Source organism: Myxococcales bacterium (assembly GCA_022184915.1).
Lineage (GTDB): Bacteria > Myxococcota_A > Polyangia > Fen-1088 > Fen-1088 > JAGTJU01.
In genome coordinates, this window is the sequence record JAGTJU010000001.1 from 1,152,890 (window position 1) to 1,175,037 (window position 22,148).

Genomic DNA, 22,148 nt, shown 5'->3' on the forward strand with positions numbered 1-22,148 from the left:
CGAGGCCCTGGGGGCCCCGACTGGAGTCTCGACATGACGACGAAACACGCCCGCCCGCGTTTGGGATTCATCGGCCTTGGGTGGATTGGAAGAATGCGGTTGCGCGCTGCCGTAGATTCGGGTGTGGCCGAAGTGGCTTGCCTCGCGGATAGCGCGGCCGATGCCATCTCGGAAGCGAAGCTTCTGGCGCCAGGGGCTCTCGTGGCGCGGTCACTCGACGAGATGCTCGAAGCGCGGCTCGATGCCGTCGTGATCGCCACCCCGAGTGCCCTTCACGCCGCGCAGGCGACCCGCGCCCTGGAAGCGGGTCTACCCGTCTACTGTCAAAAGCCTCTGGCGCGTAGTGCGGCAGAAGCAAAAGCGGTGGTCGACGTGGCCCGTCGCAGGAATCTTTTGTTGAGTGTGGACTTTTGCTACCGCCATACCCGCGCAGGGCGCGCGGTTGCCGAGCTCGTTCAATCGGGGCGGCTTGGCTCGATCTACGCTGCGAGCCTTGTCTTTCACAACGGGTATGGGCCGGACAAGCCGTGGGTTTGCGACGCTTCCCTCTCGGGGGGCGGCTGTCTGATGGATCTCGGCATTCACCTCGTCGATTTTGCCGTATGGGCCCTCGCCGCCGAGGGGGTGTTGGTGGAGGCCGCCTGCGTGTTTTCAGGTGGAAAGCCGCTGCAGAGCCGTGCCCACACGGAAGACTATGCCAGCGCGAGTCTGCGTTTCGGACCTCGTGGGCCTGTGGCCCAGCTGTCGTGCTCGTGGCGCGCCTCGGTGGGGGCCGACGCCCAGATCGAGAGCACGTTCCTCGGTACCCGGGGCGCGGCGTCCTTTCGCAACGTCGGCGGGTCGTTCTACGACTTCGTTGCCGACCACCACGAGGGGACCCGCTCGACCCGTCTCTGCGAGCCGCCCGATGACTGGGGAGGCCGTGGCCTTTGCGAGTTCATCGAGGCTTTGGCCCACGGCGCGAGCCAGTTTCGCGATGGGGCCGGATACGTCAAGGCGAGCCGCGCGGTCGACGACATCTACGCGACGGCCCGCAAAACCTGGCCGACACGCGAACGTGCCGGGGCCCGCATGAAGGCGGTCTGAACGATGAACCCCGCCTTCGCGGCGTCACGTTCGGAGCCGAAGGGCCTACGGACCTCGGGGGGCAACGTGCGCCGGGTCCTCATGACGACCGACGCCGTGGGAGGTGTTTGGAACTTCTGCCTCGCGCTGGCTCGTCATTTGGCGGCGCGTGGGGTGCGGGTGCTCCTTGCGATCATGGGGCCGACCCCGACGTTGAGCCAACGACGAGACGCCGAGACCATCCCGGGTGTGACCGTGGAGGACGGCCCTTTCGCTCTCGAATGGATGGAACGACCCTGGCTAGACGTAGACGCCGCTGGCGCGTGGCTTCTGGCGCTTGCCGAGCGCTTTCGCCCCGACGTCGTCCACCTCAACCAGTATGCCCACGGGCACTTGAGCTTCCGCGCGCCCGTCGTGATCACGGCTCACTCCTGCGTGCTGTCCTGGTGGCGCGCCGTCAAAGGCGAGGCGGCGCCAGCGCGATGGAATACCTACCGATGGCGAGTGGCCCGGGGCTTGCGTGCCGCCCACACTGTGACCGCGCCCAGCGCCACCATGCTCGGAGCGTTGCAGGGCGCCTACGGACCTCTGCCGGGCGCCCAGATCGTCTACAACGGTCTCGACGGCAGCGTGTGGGTGCCGCGCGCGAAGGAAGAACTCATCGTCGCCGTGGGGCGTGTGTGGGACGAAGGCAAAAACCTGTGTGCGCTCGACCGGGCTTGCCGCCGGTTTCCCTGGAGGACAGAAGTGATGGGTCCCCTGCAGGACCCCCTCGGACGGAGCCGCCCGCTCGTTCACGCGCGCGCGGTGGGCGTGCTTCCACCTGCCGGGGTTGCCGAAAGGCTCGCACGCGCGGCGATCTTCTGCTCGCCTTCGCTCTACGAGCCCTTTGGCCTCGGCGTCCTGGAAGCCGCTCTTTCGGGGTGTGCGCTCGCCTTGGCAGACATCGGTAGTTTTCGGGAACTGTGGGGGGGGGCGGCGGCCTTCTTCGACCCTCGGGATCCCGAAGCGCTGGGCGATGTGGTCGAGGCGTTGATTCGCGACGAGGGCGCTCGCAGGGCACTCGGCGAGGCCGCCCATCGGCGTGCTGTCGCGTTTGCGGGTAGCCGATGGGCCACGCGGTACCACGACATCTACGCGGCCACCGCGCACAGTTTCGAGATGCAAAAGGAGACAAACACGTGAACGTCGTCATGTTCTGCCATTCGCTTCGCTCTTGCTGGAACAACGGCAACGCCCATTTCCTGCGCGGCGTCGTGTCTGCGCTTGTCGCACTGGGGCACCGTGTGAAGGTTTACGAGCCGGTCGATTCCTGGAGTGCGCACAATCTCGTAAGGGAGGAAGGCGCCGACATGCTCGAGGCCTACCGGACCTGGTACCCCGCGCTCGCCAACGTGGCGTACGATGCGCAGACGCTTGATCTCGATGAAGCCACGGCCGACGCGCAGCTGGTCTTGGTGCACGAGTGGAATGCCCCGGAGCTGGTCGCCGCGCTCGGAAGCTTGCGCGCACGCCGCAGGGACTTCCGCCTCCTATTTCACGACACGCACCATCGTGCCGCCACGGCACCGGACGAGATGGCCGCCTACGATCTCAGAGACTATGATGGCGTTTTGGCGTTCGGTAGCGTGATTCGGGATCTGTATCTCGAGCGAGGGTGGACGAGCCAGGCTTGGACATGGCACGAGGCCGCAGACGCTGAGCGGTTCCGTCCCCTGCTCGTCGGAGGTGAAGGCGGCGACTTGGTCTGGGTGGGGAACTGGGGCGATGACGAACGGACAGACGAGCTGCGCGAATTTCTTCTCGATCCCGTGTGGCACCTTCAACTCAGGGCCAAGCTCTTCGGGGTTCGATACCCGTCGTGGGCCCTGGATACGCTCGTTGCGCGGGGGATCGGATTTGGTGGTTGGCTCCCGAATCATGGAGTGCCCGAGATCTTCTCTCAGTACCGGATGACCGTGCACGTTCCGAGACGGCCCTACGCGAGTCAGCTGCCAGGCATTCCAACCATTCGCGTCTTCGAGGCGCTCGCGTGTGGCATCCCGCTGGTGACGGGCCCGTGGGAGGACTCCGAACATCTGTTCCGTGTGGGCACCGACTTTCTCATGGCGCGCAACGGGAGGCAGATGTGCGAGCTCATGAGGGAGGTGCTGAATGACCCCGCGTTGGGCGTCGCGTTGGCCGTCGCGGGCCTGGAGACGGTTCTGTCACGACACACGTGCCGGCACCGCGCGTTGGAGCTCGTCGAACTGGTCCAGAAGCTGGATGCGTCCCACAAACTAGGTCCGCCGTTGGAGCGGTCGGTGGCGCAACTCTGACCGCTACGCACCATGTGGGGAGATTTAGATGCACATAGCATTTTTCGGTTCGAGTCTCGTCTCGGCGTATTGGAACGGCGCCGCGACCTATTATCGAGGCTTGCTGGAGGCCCTCGCGCGACGGGGGCACGAGGTTCACTTCTACGAGCCCGACGCGTACGATCGCCAAAACCACCGCGACATCGAAGATCCTCCCTGGGCAGCTGTGCATGTCTACGAGGCGAACGAGGCGGCAGCGGCCGCGATGCTGAAGGATGCGAGCCGCGCAGATCTCATCGTCAAGGCGAGTGGCGTGGGCGTGCTCGACGAGTTCCTCGAAGCTGGCATTTTGAGTCTGAGGCGACCGGGGTGCGTTCTGGCATACTGGGATGTTGACGCCCCGGCAACGCTCGAGCGCCTTCAGTCACATCCCAGCGATCTCTTCGCGCCGCTGGTTCCCCATTACGACATCGTGTTCACCTACGGGGGGGGGCCGAAGGTAGTGGCGGGGTACGCGCAGCTGGGCGCCCTCATCTGCCATCCGATTTACAACGCGGTGGATCCGCGCACCCACTTTCCCGTTGCCGCGTTGCCCGAGTTCAAGAGCGACCTTTGTCTGCTCGCGAACCGACTTCCCGACCGAGAAGCCCGCGTGGAAGAGTTCTTCTTTTCCGTGGCCCGACGTCTGCCGCATCAGTCGTTTCGCCTGGGGGGCAATGGCTGGCACGACCTGCCTATGCCCAAGAACGTGGCATCGATGGGTCATGTGTATAGCTCCGAACATAATGTGTTCAACGCAAGCGCTCGCGCCGTGTTGAACGTTCACCGAGACAGCATGGTCCGTTTCGGATACTCGCCGGCCACGCGTCTCTTCGAGGCCGCAGGGGCCGCCGCTTGTCTCGTGACCGACGCGTGGGAGGGGATCGAGAGCTTCTTTGAACCGGGCCGTGAGGTGCTGGTGGCGGCGAATGGAGACGAGGTTGGGGAGCACCTTGCCCGGCTCACGCCCGCCGAGGCCAGGGCCATGGGACGAAGAGCGCGTCGTCGAGCTTTGTCCGAGCACACGTACGACCAAAGAGCCCTCGAAGTCGAGGAGGCCCTCGGTGTGCGCAGCCACCGCCGCCTGAGCGTGAGAACCATCGTGCCGCTTCCCTCGCCGCCCCAGAAGACGCGCGCCCTGACGTTCGCGATCTTGGGACTTTCCCTGCGCTCCTCGTGGGGCAATGGCCACGCCACGACCTACCGGGCGTTGGCGAAGGGCCTGTCTGAGCGCGGGCATCGGGTGGTCTTCTACGAACGTAATGTGCCCTGGTACGACGCGCACGTGGACGGCGCGAGAACTAGCGCCGAGCTGCGCCTCTACGATCGTCCCGAGGAACTCGTGCAGCGCTGGGGGGATGAGATTTCGACCGCGGACGTCGTCGTGATGGGCTCTTACGTACCCGATGGGGCGGCGCTGATCGACCACTTCAATGGATGCGTCGAAGGTGTGTTCGCCTTCTACGACATCGATACGCCGGTCACGCTGAGAGCCATCGGGCGTGGGCAGTGCCCCTATCTTCGGTCCGATCAGGTTCCCTGGTTCGACCTTTACCTCTCCTTCTCCGGGGGCGACGTGCTCGATACGCTCGAGACCCGCTATGGGGCCAAGCGCCCGCGTGCTCTTTACTGCGCCGTGGATCCGGATCACTGCCGCCCGGTAGACGTCGAAGACACGTGGGATCTCAGCTACATGGGGACCTTCAGCGCCGATCGACAGCCTGGACTGCATGAGCTGTTGATCGTGCCGGCAACGCAGCTGGCCGATCGCGCGTTCATGGTGGCCGGCCCGCAGTATCCCGAGATGCTACGCTGGCCGCGCAACGTGAGCCGTGTGGAGCACGTCGCGCCCCCGTCCCACGCGGCGTTTTACTGTGCGTCTCGCTTTACGTTGAACCTGACCCGTCAGGCGATGCGCGACTTTGGGTTTTCCCCCAGCGTTCGCCTCTTCGAGGCCGCGGCCTGCGGGGTACCCCTCATTTCGGATACGTGGAGGGGCCTCGATGTGATCTTCGAGCCCGGAAAAGAGATCTTCCTGGCGCGCAACGCACGCGATGTCATCGAGCTTTTGCACGACCTGCCCGACGCTGACCGTCTTTGCGTGGGGGCGGCGGCGCGCGCGAAGGTTTTGGCCTCGCACACGGCGGCAGCCCGCGCCGCGGAGTTGCTCGGGTACGTATCGGAGTGTCAACCCTCGCGCATGCGGGGTCAAGCCCGGCGCCGCGCGCGGGGCTGAGCCCTCAACGAGCCAATCCGAGGGGCTGCAGCAAGCAGTGGGGGTTGTGAGGGGGGATCGCCGAAGCCACCTCCCTCACGTGGCCCTCTTCGTCGATCGCAAGGACGAGGTGGTCGCGTTCACAGTCGTAGCGGGTTCGGGACACCCGCACCTCGAAGCCACCTGCGCGGGGGCGAACTCCACCTTGGTGCGGCATCGCGCAGGCGACGTTGAAGCCCGCGAACTCTGCCACCAACACGGCCTCGTCCTCGGTGTCTATGGGCAAAATCAGCGGGAGAAGGACGGCCAGGGAATTGGCCGCGAGTACCTCGTCGCCCCGGGTGCTCACCAGGGTCGGATTGCAGCCCGAGGCCGTGCACCTGCTTGCGGTCCTGGTGGCTTTTCGAGCCGCGTGGAAGCGGGCCAGGCAGCCCACGGGTTCGCGGGCGGTCGCGCAGGGCACGCCCAAGGTGGCGGGAAAGTCACCGAAAAAGAGCGTGCTGCCGTAGCCGATGTAGTCGACCGGAAACGACGTGCGGAGGCCGGGTAGAGGGTTCCATCGGCCGTCGTCGTCGCAAACGCGTGCAACGAAGCCCGTAGGCTCTTCCGCGGCTAAGGACCGCGCGTCACCCACGTGCATAGGCGGAGGGTCAAGCTGCGCAAGCGGCGGCTCGCCGGGGCTTCCGCACCCGAACCATGCAGCGAGAAGCAAGCCCGCCTTCCGCCTGCCTCTGCCTTTCCACGCATCATCACCTTCCACGGGCGCCCCTCCGGGGGAATACGGGCAGCAAAACGCATGCCCAGCGCCCCTTTCACGTGCGTCGGGGCTACGGGGCCGTAACGACTCGCTCGAGCTCGAGCAAGTCGAAGGGCTTGAGCAGGCATTCGTCGAACGCTTCCGTACGGATGAGGTCGGCAGGCGTCGGATGGACCCAACCCGTGGTAGCCACGAGACGGGTCGTGGCACCCCAGGCCGCTTCGCGGATCTGCCGGGCGAGGGAAAAGGCCGTGAGGCCCCGCAGACTGAGATCCAAAAAGACCACATGCGGGCGAAAGACCTCCGCGAGCGCAAGCACCCGATCCGTGCTGTAGAAAGCGGCGACGTGATGTCCCGCCTCCTCCAACAGCAAGGCAAGGGAATCGGCGCCATCGCGATGGTCATCGACCACGATGATCCGCCGGGACGATGACGACACGGCACGGGTGAAGAAGTCGCCATCCAGCCGCTCAGCTGCCAAATCCCTGCACGCGTAGGGCTCTGCCGGTGATTCGCGCATCGCGGCTGGCTGAATTTTCACAGGACCTCCTCGATTCTTCAGGGCGCGCAGGGGAGATCCCCAGAGGAACGGAGTCTCCTCGTCACTCCGTACCGGCCGTACCTGGTTTTCCCTCACCCCTTCGTCGCAAGTTGCTTCGATAGGCCGCACTGTCTGAGACACCACCACGCCACTCACGGGGGCCATCGTAGTCAACTCGATGGCCACGTCAAGTCATGTTTGCCGTTGCGTCTCCGAAAACGGCCATGCCGTCTTCTGCTCCGCGTGGGGGCACGATTTCGCAGAAACGCGCCCATTCCTCTCATCGTTTGCGTCAACCTTGGCGATGGCTCGCTGGCTCTCTCTTTGGAAGGTGTTTCCACTCCTAGCCCAACGAGGTTGTGTCTTTATCGTCGGCCAAGCTTCACTCCCGATTCAGACGCAACGGGCCCGTGCAGCGTCGCCTGCGACCTTCGTCGCCCCAATGCGCTACGCTCTTTGCCCGTGACCGCCACGACGCGCATGCCCGTTGCCTTCATCCCGCATGGGGGTGGCCCCTGGCCTTTCGTCGACGTGGGATTGGGCTCGAAGGAAGAGCTCGCCGGGCTGGCCACGTACTTGAAGGGCCTCGCGACGTTGCCTCCCCAGCCGCCGCGGGCGCTGTTGGTGGTATCAGCCCATTGGGAAGCGGCGGTGCCCACGGTGAGCACCTCCGCCGAGCCGCCCCTTCTTTACGACTACTACGGCTTTCCTCCAGCGTCCTACGCCCTCGCATGGCCGGCACCAGGAGAGCCAACCCTGGCCGCGCACGTGCGGAGCTTGCTGGGGCACGCCGGGTTTTCGACGGCCGAAGATCCCGTGCGCGGCTTCGATCACGGGGTCTTCGTGCCGCTCAAGCTCGCCTATCCGGCCGCCCAGGTGCCCACCGTGGCGCTGTCCCTCAAAAAGGGGCTCGATCCTCAAGAACACCTGAACATGGGACGTGCCCTCTTACCCTTGCGAGACGAAGGCGTTTTCATCGTTGGTAGCGGAATGAGCTATCACAACCTGCGTGCGTTCGGGCCCGAGGCCAAGGACGTCGCGGCTCGCTTCGACGCGTGGCTTTGCGACGCAGTACAAAGGCCCTCGGGCGAGCGCAACGCCCTCTTGGTGGATTGGGCGAGGGCGCCAGAGGCCCGGAAAGCCCACCCGCGCGAAGAGCACCTCTTGCCGCTCATGGTGGTGGCGGGGGCGGCCGGCGACGATCCGGCTTGTGTGCCCTACAACGGCACGCTGCTCGACCTCAAACTCATGGCCGCACACTTCGGTTGAGACGCCGCTCACGCCTCGGGCCCGATGTCGAGCTCGGGATAGTGACGGAAGATGCCGTGTTCATCGAACGGCAAGCGCCGGTCGGAGCGAAGATAGGCCGCCACACCCGGGCGCTCGGCCACCCGGTCTCGGAGGTCGATGAGTCCGGGGATCGTGGGCGCCAGCTGAGCCATGGCCCGGGGAAAGGCGTAGCTGAGGCCCACCAAAACCTGGTAAAGCGAAAGATCCACGTAGCTCGGTGACTGGCCCACGGCGAACGCGTGTGCGCCTCGGCGGTTGGCCTGCACGACCCGCTCGAAGTGGCGCAAGAACTTGGGCATCCGCTCGGCGACGAAAAAGCCCGCCCTGCGCGACGCCTCACTCTTCTGGTCCTCGAAGTAAAGGCTGACCGCGATGGGGTGATGGGCATCGTGGGCTTCGGTGACCAGGTCCATGATGGTGAGCTGAAGCTGATGAGCCATGGCCTGTCCCGCGGCTTCTGCGGGCGCAAGGCCGAGCGCGGGACCCAAGTGGTGCAAGATGTTCGCGGTCTGAAACAGCAACAGAGTGCCATCGACGAGGGCGGGCGGCGCGAACGGTACGACGCCGGCGTGTCCCTCCCGCAGCAAGGCCAAAAGCGCGTCCACGCCCCCGCCCTCCTCGGAGGGTCGGCGCGTCACGTCCACGTAAGCGGCGCCTGCATCTTCCAGCGCCAAGCGAACGAACTCCCCGCGCCCCTGAATCCCCGGCCAGTAATAGAGCTTGTACGGCTGTGATGGTTTCATGATGGGCCGAAGTGTACCGCGTGGGCCTTGCACCCGCAGGCGTGCCCCTCGCGTGCGCGTGTACCGAAACCCGCTTGTTTTCCGATACGAAGCAGGCATCATGAGGCGCCTCGTATCCCCGGGGGTCTCGTCGATGCGCCGATGTGCCGTTCATGATTCGTTGCGCTCCTCTCGGTCTGCGTTCCTCCTCGAGCGCGGACGTGCAGGCGTTCGCACAGGCCTCGCTCCCTTTCCTAACGCCGGGCGTTCGCGTTGAGTCGTTCGGTCGCCGTCCGAAGTGCGCCCTGGCTGGCGGTCGGCTACGCCGGTGCGGCCTTGGCATGTCCCGTGGAGCTGGTGGCTCTGCGGGCCACTTCGGCGGGCTTGATTCTCACGGTACTGGCTTTGTTCGCAGGGTTGGGGCTGTGCATCGGCGCCACCTTGGCACTCTCGGCGCGTGGGGCTGCCCGGTTCGTGGGGCCTTGGTGGTCAGCGTTCGTCTTCGCCGCCGGAAGCCTTTGGGTGTCGATTCCCGTCGGTCTTCACCTCTTCGACGGAGCCTTCGCGGCCACCTTACCGGGCGCGACGCTGGCACCCGGCTGGTTTCCCCTTCTGGTGTGGGGCTTGCTGGCGGTGGCCATCCGCTTCCTGCGTGCGTGGGCCCGTGCGTACCCGCTCTCTGCCGGGCTCGTGGCCTTCGGCTTGGCTGTGCTCACGAACGGGCTGAACCGTAGCTTCGTGCCCTCGGGCTATCCCGACGTGCACACCTTGCTGCTCGTCACGGAGGTCGTTCTGTTGGGGCTCGGGGCGCGGCTCGTGTCGTTCGGTCCTTGGCTGCGTTGGACGTTGGACACCACGGTCGCTGCACGCGTTTTCGGGGGGGGCTCTGCCGCCACCGTCGTGGCTGTGGGCATCGTGTGTTGGTGGGGGCCTGGCGACAACCAGGCGCGCTGGCGTTTAGCCACTCGCGGCCAGCACACACGCCTGCTCGCACGTGTCGCTCGTGGGGCCTTCGACCTGGATCGCGACGGGTACTCGCCTTTGCTGGCCGGAGGCGATTGCAACGACCTCGATGCCCGCGTGCACCCTGGCGTTGCCGAGGTGCCCGGCAACGGCCTCGATGAAGACTGTGACGGCATCATCGACAACCCTGCCGTCGCTGCGTTGGCCCGTTCACGGGCGGCCCACCATGACGAGCTCGCGCGCTGGCGTGCGTCCGTGCCGGCGCAGAGCCTCATCGAACGCACCCGAAAGATGCACGTCATCTTGTTGTCCATCGATACGCTCCGGGCCGATGCCTTGGCCGATACGCCGACCAACCGCGCCGACCATCCACATCTTTTCGCGCTGCTCGACGCGTCCGTGCACTTCACCCGGGCGTTTGCTCCCTCCGCCGGGACCGATCTGTCGATGGCGGGTGTGTTCACCGGCAAGGTCGATCCCTACGCCAGCCCGGAACCCACCTTGGCCGAGGCGCTCGACCGCGTGGGGCGCCTGACTCACGGGGTCGTTCCAAGCGAGGTGTTGCGCTACGTGGGCAAGGCCATCCTGACGCGGGGCCTGCACACCTTCGATACCGTGGTGAACGATCTGCATGAAAAGGACATCGGCAGCCACACCACGGGCGCACGCTCCACGGCGCTGGGGTTGGCCTTCATCGACAGGTGGAGGCAGGCCGCGCAGGAGTCCCCCTTCTTTTTGTGGTTGCATCACTTCGACGTGCACGAGCACGGTGAGGTTTCGCTTTCTGAGAAGCACCTGCGGTCGCTCCAGGCGGCGCGACCTACGAACCGGAGAGACAAATACCGTTTGATGGTGCGCCTCGTGGATCGGGAAGTGGGTCAGCTGATGGCGGCGCTTGCCGCACGGGGACTGGTCGACAGCACAATCGTGGTCCTGCTGAGTGATCATGGCGAGGGGCTCGGTGAAGATCGACGGCTGCCCGACAACCATGGTCGCTTCGTCTACAACGCCCTCACGCACGTGCCGCTGGCGCTGCGTATTCCTGGTGTTGCCGGCCGAAAGGTTGAAACGCCCGTCTCATTGCTGGATGTGTATCCCACCGTCATCGATCTTCTGGGACTGCCCGCAGCCGGGGTGGATGGCAGCACGATGTTGCCGCAGCTGGTCCCCGAAGCCCCCGAGGCCCTCCGCGACCACCTGCGGCCTTTGCCCCTCAACGAAAGCGATCAGTTCGGCGTGGTGGCGTGGCCCCACAAGCTGCTGGTGCGGCGCAAAGAGTCGCTGACGGAGCTCTTCGATCTCGCGCGCGACTTCAACGAGCGCGTGGACCTCTCGCATCGGGAACCCGCACTCGTCGCGAAGCTCCGTGCGCTCTATGCCGCTTTGCCGAACGTGACCGTAGATCGCACGAGCCGGGGGCGCCGTGCGCGCGAACGCCTGTCCGAACGGGAGGTCAATCGGTTCGCCGCACCTCATTGAACGTGCGGCGTATCCACGTGACGAGCCCGACCAGCGCCAACGTGAAGCACGCCCCGCTCAGCATCGCGGCGGCGGCGCTGAAGTGGGCCGACCACAGCGGCATCAGCGGGGGCGCGCCTTGCCGGGAGGCCAGGGCCGAAAAAGCACCGCAGAGCCCTCCTGACGCCAGCAGAAACGCCGTGGGCAGGGTCAACTGCGCCAAGACTGTCCGCCAAAACGGGTCGCGCTGCCGTGCGCTCACCCAGGCGAGCCACACGAAGCCAGGTAGAGCCCCGAGCAGCAGGTCGCGCCCGAAGGGCGGGTAAACGACGGGGTTTGACAGCGTGAGCGCGCCAAAGCCCCCCGTGAGGGACACGTACGCCACCAGCGCCCACGAAGGCCAAAGCCACGCGCGGGTGCGCGCCAGGCGCAGGGTCAAGCCGAACGCGGCCAGCAGGAAGAGCGCCGCCGCCAGCCAACGGGCAGCGCCTGGGTGAGGCAGGGTGGCGCCCTCGTCAGGGTGGTGCAGCGCAAAGGCAAAGGGTCGCCCCGGGGCCCGCGGGTCGGGGTTCATACCCAACGAATCGGCCAGGGCCCGATGCAGATCCACCAGATGGAGCGGACGAGGCCCCTCGGTCTTCGGCAGGGCGCCCACCACGCACCCGCGGACCTGGCGAATCATCGGTTCGGCCCCGCCGTGCCCGCCTTGCGGACGGTGTCCGTGATCGGAGAGCACGAACCATCGGGTGTGCTCCGAAGGGGGGGCCCGCGTCGTCAGCTGCGTCAAGAGCGCATCAGCCCGCGCGGCCGCCTCCGTGTAGCCGGGCGCACGCGCTCCGGCCTCGTGTCCCGCCACATCCACGCGTAGGACGTGAACGAACGCAAGCGGGGCGTCGCTGGCCACGGCGGCCTCTGCAGCTTGGGTGAAGGCGGCCCAGGCGGCGTCATCGTGCGTTTTGGGACCGTGCCACACGTGATCGAAGCCAAACGACTTCACGATGTGAGGATGCGATTCGGCCACGGCCCGGCTGTTTACCGAGCGGAACGGCAGGCTGGTCGGGGGGGGCTCGGGCAGCGCGGTCAGGCGGTAAAGACGCCCCGCTTGCGTCTGGGTGAGCCCCGTCCACAACACGTGTTGCACGGGCAAGGACACGGTCGGAAAGCCCGTGTCGACGAGCCCCTGAAAACCCTGGCTGCACAAGGCGCGCAGTCCGGGCAGCTTGTCGGCCTGCGGTGCGGAGAGGCCATCGATGAGCAGCACGCGCACGCGCGAGACCACCGAGAGGCCCCGCGTTCCGGGTGGCGCCTGCTGTAGCAGAGGCGCCGGTCCCGGCGGCGCGTCGCGGAAGAACGCGGCGATGACGTTGCGACGCAGCTGGTGCAGGCCAACGCCCGCCAAGACCAGGGCGACGACCAGCCCCAGCACCTGCCCCGTGCCACCGCCGCGCGCACGCACGCCGTCACCGAGGGGGGGAACACCCCGCCGCACCACCAACCCAGCGTGACGGAACAGGAAACGTCATGACGTCAGCGACGTCGTATCGTATCACGTCGCCTTGCGGAGTCGGGAGTCTCATCGAGGCGCCGCCGGCGACCGAGGCGGACGCCTGCGGCGCCCGGTAGCGCCTGCGGTCAGTGGTTGGCGTGCGTGGCGCTGATGTGTCCCAGCACGGACTGTGGGTCGAATTGCGTGGCCAACAACCCAAGGGAGACCACCCCCAAAGGCTTGCCGTCTTCCACCACCGGCACCCGCCGTACGGCGTAGTCTCGCATCACCCGGACCACGTGCTCCACGGCGGACTCGGGATGCACGGTGACCACATCTTTCGAGCAGACGTCGCCTACCCGGGCCGTGCCCACGTCGGCGCCCGCGGCGATGCCCCGCACCACGATGTCGCGGTCCGTGACGATGCCAACCAGCTGCCCATTTTCGTCTGTGACCAGCACGTCACCTATGTCCTTGTCCTTCATCTTTCGCGCGGCTTCGATGAGCGTGGCGTTGACATCCACCATCACGGGATCCGGGGTCATGATGCTTCTTACGTTCGTCATGTGCGCTTTCCTTTCACGAGCGGGCCGCCACCTCCTGGTAGCGAGCGTTTCGCGAGGGGTTTCAGGCCGCAGACCTTCCGCGGTGAGCCAGCGGTGGCAGGCTGGGCCCGCGCCCTCCGGGGCCCGCCCCCGCTGGATGTCTCGAACAAGCCGTCGGTCGTCCCCTTGCATCAAGGCTCTGGCGTGCACGATGCATACCGATCATGGAATGAAGGAACGGGACACCAAGAAGACGAGCCGCTTCGGAGATCCGTCCGAGCAGAAGCTGACGCATGCGTCGAAGCGGCCACGGGAAGACGATGCCGACGCCTTCATCCGCGACCCCGACGAACAGCCCCGTCACACGAACGTCGATCTGGCCGAGAGCCTGGCCGAGTCCTTCGTTCACGCGGCAACCACGGGCGAAGACACAGCCGACGAGCTTTTCCTCGAGTCAAACGTCGAGGAAGAGATCGGAGGTCCCTTCGTCAACACCAGCGCTGGCGAGGAGATCGCGTACGACGACGATGGCATGCCTGCCGACACTGAACCTTCGCCGCGGCCACAGGCCCATCGCTCGTTGTCTCTGCCACCGGGCTCCGACGTCGAGCCCGCGCCTGCGCCGCCCGCCCCTGCCAAAGCTAAAGGGAAGGCCCAACGGAAGCCGTCGTGACGCCGCTCTCCGGGAGCGGCGGACGCGGTGCCTCCGGTCGCCCCGAACGCAGCGAACGATAGGCCGCATCCATGTAGGCGAAGTCATCGTAGATGGTACGTAGCGGGAGGGGAGGGGGGCTTTGGGTCTCGAGGCTTTCGACGAAGGCCTGCCACATGGCTCGGTATCCGCCGGCGTCTCTCACGTTGGGTGCAAGGAGGCGGCGCCCTTTGGGGCCGTAGCTACGGCCATAAAGGCCCCGGGCGTCGAAGTACACGGCGCCGTGTTCGCACAGGAGCTTCGACGCGTCGAAGAGCGGGAAACGCCAGGGCACGGCCCACGTGTGCAAGAGCCGCGTCGTGAGCCCCGAGCGGTGTCGCGCCACCACCATCATCGTGTCCTCGTGGGGCGTGGCCGTCACGGGGGGCTGCGGGCTGTAGGCCATCACGTCGAGCACGTGTGACTGCCCGTCGGACTCGAGCGCCGACGCCAAATCCAAAAGACGCCTGATCCAGTGCACACCGCCTTCGTGCAGCGCCCCGAGCGGCATCTCCCTGGGGTCGAGGCGCCAGCCCTTCGGCCGGGACCGCCCGAGCCGGGTGAGGTCCATCATCAACGGGCGACCCAGCGCGGGGTCGGCCATCACCTGCTTGAGCCGCCGCTGAAAAGGGGCGAAATGCAGGTTCTCAGCCACCATGAAAAGGCCCCGGCTGCTGAAAAGGAGCGGCCACAGGTCCTGAAACTCTTCGAGGCTGCTAAACACGGGCTTTTCCACCAGGCAGTGATGCCCGGCAGCGACGATGCGCTTGACGAGCCCGTGGTGCGCGCTCGGGAGGGTGCCCACCACATAGAGGTCGTAGCGCGCGTCGAGCGCTTCGTCGTAGCTGCCAAACCACCGGGGAACACCGGTCTTGCGGGCGTAGGTTTCGGCCGTCTTCGGATCGCGGCTGGCCACGGCCAGCCTGGTGCCGGGGCGTAGCGCTCGCAACAGCGCGAGGTGTTTTTCGTTGATGCGGCCACAGCCGAGAAAGCAGGCCGAAAACGTGCTCACGGGCGCGCTCCGCCCGCGCAAAATCCGCGAAGCTTTGCTTTCGTCCGGGACCCTGGTATGCGCTTGGCGTTCCCGTTTGGCTGATTCATGCGCCGCATAAAGATCTTCTATTTCATTCCGAACCTACAGCAAGGAGGCCCGGAACGACAGATCCTGGAGATGATCCGGCGTCTCCCGGCGCGCTTCGAGCCGGTGCTGTGTGTCTACGACGACAAGAACGTCTTCTTCGACGATCGGCTGCCCCCCGGTCAGCCTCGCCATAGTTTGGGGGTGGCGAAAATGGGGCCGGGGGCGCTTCGGCGGCTCACGGCGATCCTGGAACAAGAGCAGCCCGACATCGTGCATTCCTACCGCGACAAGGCCAACTTCTGGATGCGCTTGGCGGCCCGGCGGGCGGGCGTGCCGGTGCTCATCACCTCTTGCCGCAACCGCATGATGCAGCTTCGCTACCTTCTCATCGAGCGCTTCATGTCCCGTGGCACACGCCTCATTCTCACCAACTCCGAAGGTGTGAAGCACGAGCTCACGCGCTACGCCCGTGTGGCACCGGACAAGATAAGGGTGATCTACAACATCCTCGATTTGGAGTTCTTTCGGCCGCCCACCGAAGAAGAGCGGGCCGCAGCTCGGAGGACCTGGAACCTGCAGCCGCACGAGCGGGCCCTGATCCTGCCGGGCCGGGTGGGGGTGCAAAAACACCAGATTGGCTTTCTGCGGGCCCTGGCGGCTCTGGCGAAGCAAGGGAGGCTGCCTGCGGGCACCGTCGTGTTGCTTGCAGGACGTGACCGGGATCCGATTGCTTCGCGCTGGGTTCACCGTCTGGCCGAACAGCCCGCACTCAAACCCGTGGTGCGGCGGCTGGGTGCCCAGAAGGACATGCGCTCGCTTTACTGGGCCTCGGACGCGCTCGTGATGCCCTCGCTTTACGAAGGCCTCGCCAACGCGGCGCTCGAGGGCTGCGCGTGTGGTCTGCCTGCGGTGCTCTCCCATGCCGCCAACGTGGATCGGATCGTGGAGCCGGGGCGGACGGGCTTCGAGGTTCCGACCTTCCGCCACGGGGCCCTCGTCAGTGCGCTCGACGAGCTGCTGAGCTTGCCACGCGCGCGCTGGGAAGAGATGGGGCGGATGGGACGGGAGCACGTGCACGCGCGCTTTGCGCCCACACCCCTTGCGGTCGTGGACCAAACGGTGGCTGTTTACGAAGAGCTGCTCGCGGAGGTCAGGCCCGATCGGGTGCGTACCACTTTGGCGAGGGAGTCTGCATCGTCATGAAACCCCTGACGCGAGACTACGACGCGATCGTGGTGGGCTCTGGCTTTGGCGGCGGGGCGGCGGCGTATGCCCTTTCCCGCCGGGGCTTGCACACGTTGATGCTCGAGCGGGGGGTATGGCCCCTGCGCGACGCGGACGACTGGAACGGGCGGCAGATCCTGCTCGACGGCCGGTACAAGGCCAACGCGCCCGTGGCGATCGCTCAATACGGCAAGCCGCCCAAGGACACCGTGCCCAACGCGGTGGTGGGCGGAAACTCCGTGTTTTTCGGGGGGGCGGCGTTGCGCCTGCGGCCTACCGATTTCGCCGACTGGGCGGTGTCTTACGACGGACTCGAGCCCTTCTATGCCGAGGCCGAGCGTTTGCTCGAGGTGCACGGGCAGGCCGGCGCCGACCCGCACGAGCCTCCGCGCTCGGGACCTTATCCGGCGCCGGCCGCGGCGCTGACACCGCCCGCCGCGCGCATTCATGCGGCGGCCACGGCCGTGGGCTTTCATCCCTTCGCGGTGCCCACGGCGATTGACTTTAGCGGTGCCCGCGGCACGGCGTGCCTGCGCTGTTCCACCTGCGATGGGTTTCCGTGCAAGGTGGGTGCGAAGAACGACGTGGCAATGACCTTGCTCGCCAAGTCCGATCCCGAGCGGTTGATGATCGTCTCGGGCGTGACCGCCACCCGGGTCTTGGTCGAAGGCAAGCGGGCCGTGGGCGTCGAGGTCTTGGACCCGCGAACGGGACAACGTCACACGGTGCGCGCGCGGGTCGTGGTGGCGGCCGGCGGGGCCGTACAAACCCCGGCGCTCCTCCTGCGCTCGGGACTCGAGGTGATGGATGCCTCGGGCCTGCTGGGCCGCAACCTGATGCGGCACTGCAACGCCATGGTGGGCTACGTGTTTCCCTTCGCCACCAACCCCGAGCAGGTCAACCACAAACAGATCTGCGTGAGCGACCTTTATGAGCAAGAGCGCGCCGCAACGGGGCGGGCGGTGGGGGTGATTCAAGACATGATGATGCCCCCGCCCGACGTGGTGCGCGTGCTGGCGCCCAAGGGCTTTCGCTTCGCTGCCCACACGTTCGCGGCGCACATCCAAACCCTCATTTGCATCGCGGAAGACGAGCCCCAGGCTGAAAACCGCGTGACGCTTTCGGCGCGCACCGATGAGCACGGCCTGCCGATCACGTCGGTCGATCACCGCTACACCCGGGCGGACGTGCACCGGCGAGAGCTGCTGGTCCGAGCGGCACGGAAAATCCTACGGAAAGCGGGAGGTTTCGTGGGCAAGGTGAACCTGGTGGATTCCTTCTCCCACGCGGTGGGCAGTGTGCGCTTCGGCTCCGACCCCGCCACGGCGGTGCTCGACCGTGAATGCGCCTTCTTTCGTGTGCCCAATCTCTTCGTCACCGACGGCAGCGTCATGCCCACCTCGGGCGGTGTGAACCCAAGTCTGACGATCACGGCCAACGCGCTCCGGGTGAGCCAGGCGATCAGGCAGCGGCTTTAGTGCGACAACATGCCGCATGGGCAAAGGGGGGGCGGGCCATTAGGGTTCGCCGCATCGAAAGGAGATTGCCCCTTGCTCAAACGCTTTGTGTCCCTTCTGTCTGGTCTTTCGCTTGGCCTCGTGTCCACGGGGGCCTTCGCCCATATCGGCACCAACGGTCCGGTGTTCGCAGGGAAAACCGTCAAGGTGGTTTTCACTGTGGGCCATGGCTGCGAAGGCGCTGACACGCTGTCCCTCGCGATGCAGGTCCCCGCGGGAGTGACAGGCGTGCGCCCGATTCCCGGAGGTTTCGGCAAGGCGTCGGTCGTCAAGGACGCCATGGGAAATGTCACCTCCGTCACGTGGTCCCGCCCCGAAACCGATCTGGGTGCATCCGACGACAACGCCTACGAGGTGGCCTTGCGTGTGCGCATCCCCGATGCCCCCTTCACCACGCTCTATTTTCCCACCGTGCAGACGTGCAAGTCGGCTGCTGGTGTGGTGTCTACGGCCAGCTGGGTGGGGACCGGGGGGGGCGATCATCAGCACGGCGTGGATGCGGGCGTTGCGCCCGCAGCGCCAGAGCCCGCGCCAGCCGTTCAGGTCCTGCCTGCGCGCATGCCGGGATGGAACAAGTACACGCTGACCCAGCACGTACACGATCTTCCCGTGTTCTTCTCTGACGCTCAGATCGTGTGGTCGGGCAGCGCCGCGTGGAGCCCCAACCCCGACATTCAAGCGCTCGTTCCGAGCGAGCCCAACACCACCGCCCTCACGGAGCTCCACCCGGGGGCCGTGATCTGGGTGCGCTACTGAGGCAGGCCCATGAAGCGAGTTGCATTACTGTTGGCGGTTGTCGTCCTGGGGGCCTGCGCGGACGACGAGAGCCCTGCGAACATCAACGTGGACGGTGGTTCAGACGCCGCCGGAGACGCTCTGGGCGCCGCGCCGTCCTCGAGTCTTTTGCCCCGCCCCTCGCCCCTCTTGCGCCCCCCCCAAGCTCGCTTGCCCGCCGAGCTGCTCCCGCCGGGGCGCTGAGGCGGCGGAAGCGTCCGTTGCCTTGGGCTATGGCGCGTTGCGCATTGGCGCCTGAGTCCGGCGCTCGTGTGCTAACGTCGCATGCTTTGTCGAGCCTGACGTGCCTAGGCTAGGCACGCGTCCTCCGACACCGCCTCAACATGCCCCCCGCCGAGAAGCCTCGCCCCGCGCTCGATTCGCGTTACATTTTAAAAGGCGCCCTGCTCCAGATCCTAGGCACATTGGGCCAAGGGTTGGTCGCCGTACAGCAAGTGCTGATACCCCGCCTGTTCGGACAGGCCACTCATGGGATCTACGGCGGCATCCTAGGGATCATGGAAGTCGCGGTGCGGTTCGGCGTCGCGGGTACCGACAAGGGGCTGTACAAGTACCTGGGGAAGGGGGGTGGAGAAGACCCCGCCGAGGGCAAGCGGGCGTTTGCCTCGGCACTCAGGCTTTCCACGCTTGTTTCCTCCCTGCTGGCTGCGGCCATGTTTGTGGGTGCCCCGCTCATCGCGGCCTGGAAGGAGACACCGCAGATCGCCCCAGCGCTTCGGCTCATGAGCTTCGGCCTGGCCCCGATGGCACTCGTGCTCGTGTTGAATGCTGCGGCGCTTAGCAAAAGGCAGGCGCATCTTCCGCCCCTCATCCGAGGGGTCATGGAGCCGGCCCTCCTGACAGTCTTGACCTTGGCGGCATGGCTGTCGGGGGCTGGCACGCGAGGCCTCGCCATGGCGTACGCATTGTCTTACGTGGGGCTGCTGGCCTTCGCTCTGTGGCTGTGCAAGCGGAGCTTCGAGAAGAATTGGTTTTCCGGTCTTCTGCGTGCCCCCAAACACCCCGACCTGACGAGGTTCGTTCGGCCGATGGTCACGCTCGAGGTCATGAACTCCCTCCGGCTGAGGCTGGACACGATCTTCGTGTTCGCCGTCCTGCCTCCCGAAAAGATGGCTCTCTACGCTGCCAGTGAGTACATAGGCCGCGTGGCGGCGAACGTTCGCTATGCCTTTGATGGAATCGCAAGCCCACTCTTTGCCGAGGCCCTTCACTCGAGGGACCTGGAACGCCGCCGAGAAACCCTCCAGAGCCTTACCCGCTGGGTTTGGCTGCTCTCGCTCCCATTGGCCACCACCCTCATATCGCTCAGAGCCGACCTCCTGGGCCTTTACGGGGAAGCCTACGTTGCAGCGTCAGCAATCGTCGTCGTGCACGTTCTTGGACATTTCGCGAATGGTGCTCTCGCGTTCTCCGCAGCCTTGTTGACGATGAGCGGACGGGCCTGGCTCCTGGTGTTGAACCAAGCCTTCACACTAGTCGTGCATTCCCTTCTGTCGTGGATGCTGATCCCCAGACTCGGAATCATGGGAGCCGCGCTTGCGTTCCTCGCTGGAATGCTCGTTCCGATCTCCTTGAGCCTCATCGAGGCTGCCCGACTGGAGGGTGTGCACCCGTTCAACAGGGCTCTCCTTCCGCCCTTGGCGGTGGGCCTTTTGGTCCTTGGCATTCAAACCCTAGTGACACGTCTTGTTTCCCCGGGCATCCCCAGGATTCTGGGCGGAACTCTGCTGGGACTTATCGGGTACTTTGCCCTTTACTGGCTTACGGTCTTTAGGCCTGAAGAGAAGGAATCCGTATCGAGGATCAAAAAGCGAATCTTGGGGTGAAGGGAGTCTTCACCGGCGCGCGAGCCGGTAGACTCTCCAGGGAGCTCGCCACTTCTTCGCCGTGGCCCAAGACGCCTTCTCAATCACGACGGTGCCAAGTTGCTGCAGAACGTCTGGAGGGAGGAACGGGGCAAAGCGTTGCTTGATGTAGTGATCGTTGTCGACCAGATATTCGATCCCGTTGACTTCGAGATAATCGCCCACCCTACGCTCCCTGACCCAGTCCGCGGCTTCGTCGTTCCCAACCCCGTCCAGGTTCATAACCTGGTTGAAGTTGTAGTACGCCTGCATGTGCATGTTGAACCCGGCGATCCTTGGCCGGTCGGAGCGAGGAACGACCCGCTGGAGCTCCTGGGCCATGTCGTACATGTCAACCTGCCAAGGAAACAGTCCCTTCACCCAGACGTCTGCAGCCGATATCGCCGTTCCGAGAAACACCAGTGTGCTCAGAGCCACGCGTCCCCGCTGCCGGAGATAGGGTGCAGCTTCCTTGTACAAGAGCACAAACCCGAGGGGGCCGAGCCAGGCAACGGGAACGTAATACCACTCTCTGCTGACCCACCTTATCCCACCGTGGACGAAGCCAAGGGCCACAAGAGCGGCAAGAGGAGGGGCCAACAGGAGTAGCCTCTGCGACGAAGCTTGCCGATCCACGGCAGGAAGACGTCGTTTCCGAATCCAGCAGAGCAGCAGAAGCGCAAACGGCACTCCAAAGCCTGCGCTTCGCGGAAGCTCGTAGCAGAGTACTTTCAGTGTTTTCCATGCCGACGTGGCGACGCGAGCGATCCTTGTGAGGTCTGCCGCGTGGGCATGGTTTACGAACGGGATGGCATGGGCGCTCGATTGCATGAGGTGGCCAGTCTCTCGATGCATGTAAATGAGCCAAGGCAGCACTATGACCGCCGAGGAGAAAGCCAAGGCACAGGTTGCTTTGAGCCTTTCGAGGCGTGTCCCTGGACCCAGAAGGATGAGATGCCCGAGCATCGCGAGATGAAAGAAGACAGCGTCGGTCCGAGCAAGCATGGCGAGGCCTGCCAATCCGCCCAATACCAGATTGGGTTGCCACGGGCGGGAGGGCCTGCTGACCAAGTTCAGGTAAACGCCAAAACAAGCCAATGTCGTTGTGACGTACACCGGTGTCTCGAGCCCCGAAAGGACGAGTCCGAGCGAATACGGATTGAAGAGGTAAAGCACGCAGGCCACGACTGCGTATCGCTCGCTTGCGGTGAGTGTTCTCGCCACCAGGAAGACGAGATAGGCGTTGAGGATATCGATCAGTCCGGCGAGGACGATCCCAGCGGTGATCAACCGATCTCCGCCCCCGGGAATGAGGCTCGCCACGCAGGTCACGAAGCCCAACCAGAGCGGATGGTAAGCCGACGTAAAGTGGACTCCGTCGAGGCTGGGAGGCGCGCCGGCAATCAGGTTCCGGGCAACCTGGAAGTAGACGAAGGCGTCGTCGGGCACGGTCTTTTGAACGAGCCACCGTATAGGAGCGGAGGCAACGACGAGCCTCAGGAGAAGTCCGAGCAGCAGCAGGCCACGCAGGTGCATGTGGTGAGAGCACCGCTTCTAGCGTCTTTGCCCGAAAGAAGCTAGTTCTGTTTTGTGTTCCTGTAAGGCCCCGCCTGAGCCC

At 65.5% G+C, this 22,148-nt stretch carries 19 protein-coding genes; 12 read left to right on the plus strand and 7 right to left on the minus strand.

Annotated elements, in window-relative coordinates; genetic code table 11:
• Positions 1–33 precede the first annotated feature (33 nt).
• The 4 genes from KA712_04770 to KA712_04785 all read left to right on the plus strand — a co-directional run bounded on the left by KA712_04770 (position 34) and on the right by KA712_04785 (position 5,637).
• Complete coding sequence (locus KA712_04770; GenBank protein MCG5052253.1) at positions 34–1,086, plus strand: Gfo/Idh/MocA family oxidoreductase; 1,053 nt, start codon at positions 34–36, stop codon at positions 1,084–1,086.
• A 3-nt stretch (positions 1,087–1,089) separates the two neighbouring features.
• Positions 1,090–2,250: a glycosyltransferase family 4 protein gene (locus tag KA712_04775; protein MCG5052254.1), complete on the plus strand. Its 1,161-nt coding sequence runs from the start codon at positions 1,090–1,092 to the stop codon at positions 2,248–2,250.
• The gene (locus KA712_04780) at positions 2,247–3,383 is read left to right on the plus strand and encodes a glycosyltransferase (GenBank protein MCG5052255.1); all 1,137 of its coding nucleotides are present in this window, start codon (positions 2,247–2,249) and stop codon (positions 3,381–3,383) included. The genes KA712_04775 and KA712_04780 overlap by 4 nt, the downstream gene beginning before the upstream one ends.
• A 1,003-nt stretch (positions 3,384–4,386) precedes the next feature.
• Positions 4,387–5,637: a glycosyltransferase gene (locus KA712_04785; GenBank protein ID MCG5052256.1), complete on the plus strand. Its 1,251-nt coding sequence runs from the start codon at positions 4,387–4,389 to the stop codon at positions 5,635–5,637.
• Between the two features lie 4 nt (positions 5,638–5,641).
• On the opposite strand, the gene KA712_04790 is transcribed toward KA712_04785, so the two are convergent.
• Positions 5,642–6,250 (minus strand): hypothetical protein, encoded by a 609-nt coding sequence (locus KA712_04790; GenBank protein MCG5052257.1) that lies wholly within the window; start codon positions 6,248–6,250, stop codon positions 5,642–5,644.
• A gap of 193 nt (positions 6,251–6,443) precedes the next feature.
• A complete protein-coding gene (locus KA712_04795; GenBank protein ID MCG5052258.1) occupies positions 6,444–6,914 on the minus strand; it encodes a response regulator in 471 nt (156 codons plus the stop codon).
• A 480-nt stretch (positions 6,915–7,394) separates the two neighbouring features.
• Here KA712_04795 and KA712_04800 point away from each other — a divergent pair, with 480 nt between their 5' ends.
• Positions 7,395–8,183: a dioxygenase gene (locus KA712_04800; GenBank protein ID MCG5052259.1), complete on the plus strand. Its 789-nt coding sequence runs from the start codon at positions 7,395–7,397 to the stop codon at positions 8,181–8,183.
• Between the two features lie 8 nt (positions 8,184–8,191).
• Here the strand turns inward: KA712_04800 and KA712_04805 are convergent, their stop codons facing one another.
• The gene (locus tag KA712_04805) at positions 8,192–8,947 is read right to left on the minus strand and encodes a glutathione S-transferase (protein ID MCG5052260.1); all 756 of its coding nucleotides are present in this window, start codon (positions 8,945–8,947) and stop codon (positions 8,192–8,194) included.
• A 252-nt stretch (positions 8,948–9,199) separates the two neighbouring features.
• Between KA712_04805 and KA712_04810 the strand changes: the two genes are divergently transcribed.
• A complete protein-coding gene (locus tag KA712_04810; protein ID MCG5052261.1) occupies positions 9,200–11,368 on the plus strand; it encodes a sulfatase-like hydrolase/transferase in 2,169 nt (722 codons plus the stop codon).
• Here the strand turns inward: KA712_04810 and KA712_04815 are convergent.
• Both KA712_04815 and KA712_04820 read right to left on the minus strand, forming a co-directional pair.
• Complete coding sequence (locus KA712_04815; GenBank protein MCG5052262.1) at positions 11,343–12,842, minus strand: alkaline phosphatase family protein; 1,500 nt, start codon at positions 12,840–12,842, stop codon at positions 11,343–11,345. The two genes, KA712_04810 and KA712_04815, sit on opposite strands and share 26 nt — an antisense overlap.
• 137 nt (positions 12,843–12,979) lie before the next feature.
• Positions 12,980–13,399: a CBS domain-containing protein gene (locus KA712_04820; GenBank protein MCG5052263.1), complete on the minus strand. Its 420-nt coding sequence runs from the start codon at positions 13,397–13,399 to the stop codon at positions 12,980–12,982.
• A gap of 208 nt (positions 13,400–13,607) precedes the next feature.
• Between KA712_04820 and KA712_04825 the strand changes: the two genes are divergently transcribed.
• A complete protein-coding gene (locus KA712_04825) occupies positions 13,608–14,051 on the plus strand; it encodes a hypothetical protein (GenBank protein ID MCG5052264.1) in 444 nt (147 codons plus the stop codon).
• Here KA712_04825 and KA712_04830 read toward each other — a convergent pair.
• Positions 14,020–15,081, minus strand: coding sequence for a Gfo/Idh/MocA family oxidoreductase (locus KA712_04830; protein MCG5052265.1), 1,062 nt, complete (start codon positions 15,079–15,081; stop codon positions 14,020–14,022). The two genes, KA712_04825 and KA712_04830, sit on opposite strands and share 32 nt — an antisense overlap.
• An 87-nt stretch (positions 15,082–15,168) precedes the next feature.
• On the opposite strand from KA712_04830, the gene KA712_04835 reads away from it, so the two are divergent.
• The 5 genes from KA712_04835 (at position 15,169) to KA712_04855 (ending at position 20,512) form a co-directional block, all read left to right on the plus strand.
• A complete protein-coding gene (locus KA712_04835; GenBank protein ID MCG5052266.1) occupies positions 15,169–16,353 on the plus strand; it encodes a glycosyltransferase in 1,185 nt (394 codons plus the stop codon).
• Positions 16,350–17,852: a GMC family oxidoreductase gene (locus KA712_04840; GenBank protein ID MCG5052267.1), complete on the plus strand. Its 1,503-nt coding sequence runs from the start codon at positions 16,350–16,352 to the stop codon at positions 17,850–17,852. The genes KA712_04835 and KA712_04840 overlap by 4 nt, the downstream gene beginning before the upstream one ends.
• 9 nt (positions 17,853–17,861) lie before the next feature.
• The gene (locus KA712_04845) at positions 17,862–18,647 is read left to right on the plus strand and encodes a DUF1775 domain-containing protein (GenBank protein ID MCG5052268.1); all 786 of its coding nucleotides are present in this window, start codon (positions 17,862–17,864) and stop codon (positions 18,645–18,647) included.
• 9 nt (positions 18,648–18,656) lie between these two features.
• Positions 18,657–18,869 (plus strand): hypothetical protein, encoded by a 213-nt coding sequence (locus KA712_04850; protein ID MCG5052269.1) that lies wholly within the window; start codon positions 18,657–18,659, stop codon positions 18,867–18,869.
• Between the two features lie 251 nt (positions 18,870–19,120).
• Positions 19,121–20,512 (plus strand): oligosaccharide flippase family protein, encoded by a 1,392-nt coding sequence (locus KA712_04855; GenBank protein MCG5052270.1) that lies wholly within the window; start codon positions 19,121–19,123, stop codon positions 20,510–20,512.
• 9 nt (positions 20,513–20,521) lie between these two features.
• Here KA712_04855 and KA712_04860 read toward each other — a convergent pair whose 3' ends face one another.
• On the minus strand, positions 20,522–22,066 hold the full coding sequence (locus KA712_04860; GenBank protein MCG5052271.1) for a glycosyltransferase family 39 protein: 1,545 nt from the start codon (positions 22,064–22,066) through the stop codon (positions 20,522–20,524).
• Positions 22,067–22,148 lie beyond the last annotated feature (82 nt).

Excerpts from the sequence above, each read along its gene's own strand:
- KA712_04845 (MCG5052268.1), top strand. The coding sequence starts at position 17,862 with ATGCCGCATGGGCAAAGGGGGGGCGGGCCATTAGGGTTCGCCGCATCG.
- KA712_04820 (MCG5052263.1), bottom strand. The coding sequence starts at position 13,399 with ATGACGAACGTAAGAAGCATCATGACCCCGGATCCCGTGATGGTGGAT.
- KA712_04775 (MCG5052254.1), top strand. The coding sequence starts at position 1,090 with ATGAACCCCGCCTTCGCGGCGTCACGTTCGGAGCCGAAGGGCCTACGG.
- KA712_04840 (MCG5052267.1), top strand. The coding sequence starts at position 16,350 with ATGAAACCCCTGACGCGAGACTACGACGCGATCGTGGTGGGCTCTGGC.
- KA712_04825 (MCG5052264.1), top strand. The coding sequence starts at position 13,608 with ATGAAGGAACGGGACACCAAGAAGACGAGCCGCTTCGGAGATCCGTCC.
- KA712_04770 (MCG5052253.1), top strand. The coding sequence starts at position 34 with ATGACGACGAAACACGCCCGCCCGCGTTTGGGATTCATCGGCCTTGGG.
- KA712_04785 (MCG5052256.1), top strand. The coding sequence starts at position 4,387 with ATGGGACGAAGAGCGCGTCGTCGAGCTTTGTCCGAGCACACGTACGAC.
- KA712_04805 (MCG5052260.1), bottom strand. The coding sequence starts at position 8,947 with ATGAAACCATCACAGCCGTACAAGCTCTATTACTGGCCGGGGATTCAG.
- KA712_04860 (MCG5052271.1), bottom strand. The coding sequence starts at position 22,066 with ATGCACCTGCGTGGCCTGCTGCTGCTCGGACTTCTCCTGAGGCTCGTC.
- KA712_04835 (MCG5052266.1), top strand. The coding sequence starts at position 15,169 with ATGCGCCGCATAAAGATCTTCTATTTCATTCCGAACCTACAGCAAGGA.
- KA712_04800 (MCG5052259.1), top strand. The coding sequence starts at position 7,395 with ATGCCCGTTGCCTTCATCCCGCATGGGGGTGGCCCCTGGCCTTTCGTC.
- KA712_04850 (MCG5052269.1), top strand. The coding sequence starts at position 18,657 with ATGAAGCGAGTTGCATTACTGTTGGCGGTTGTCGTCCTGGGGGCCTGC.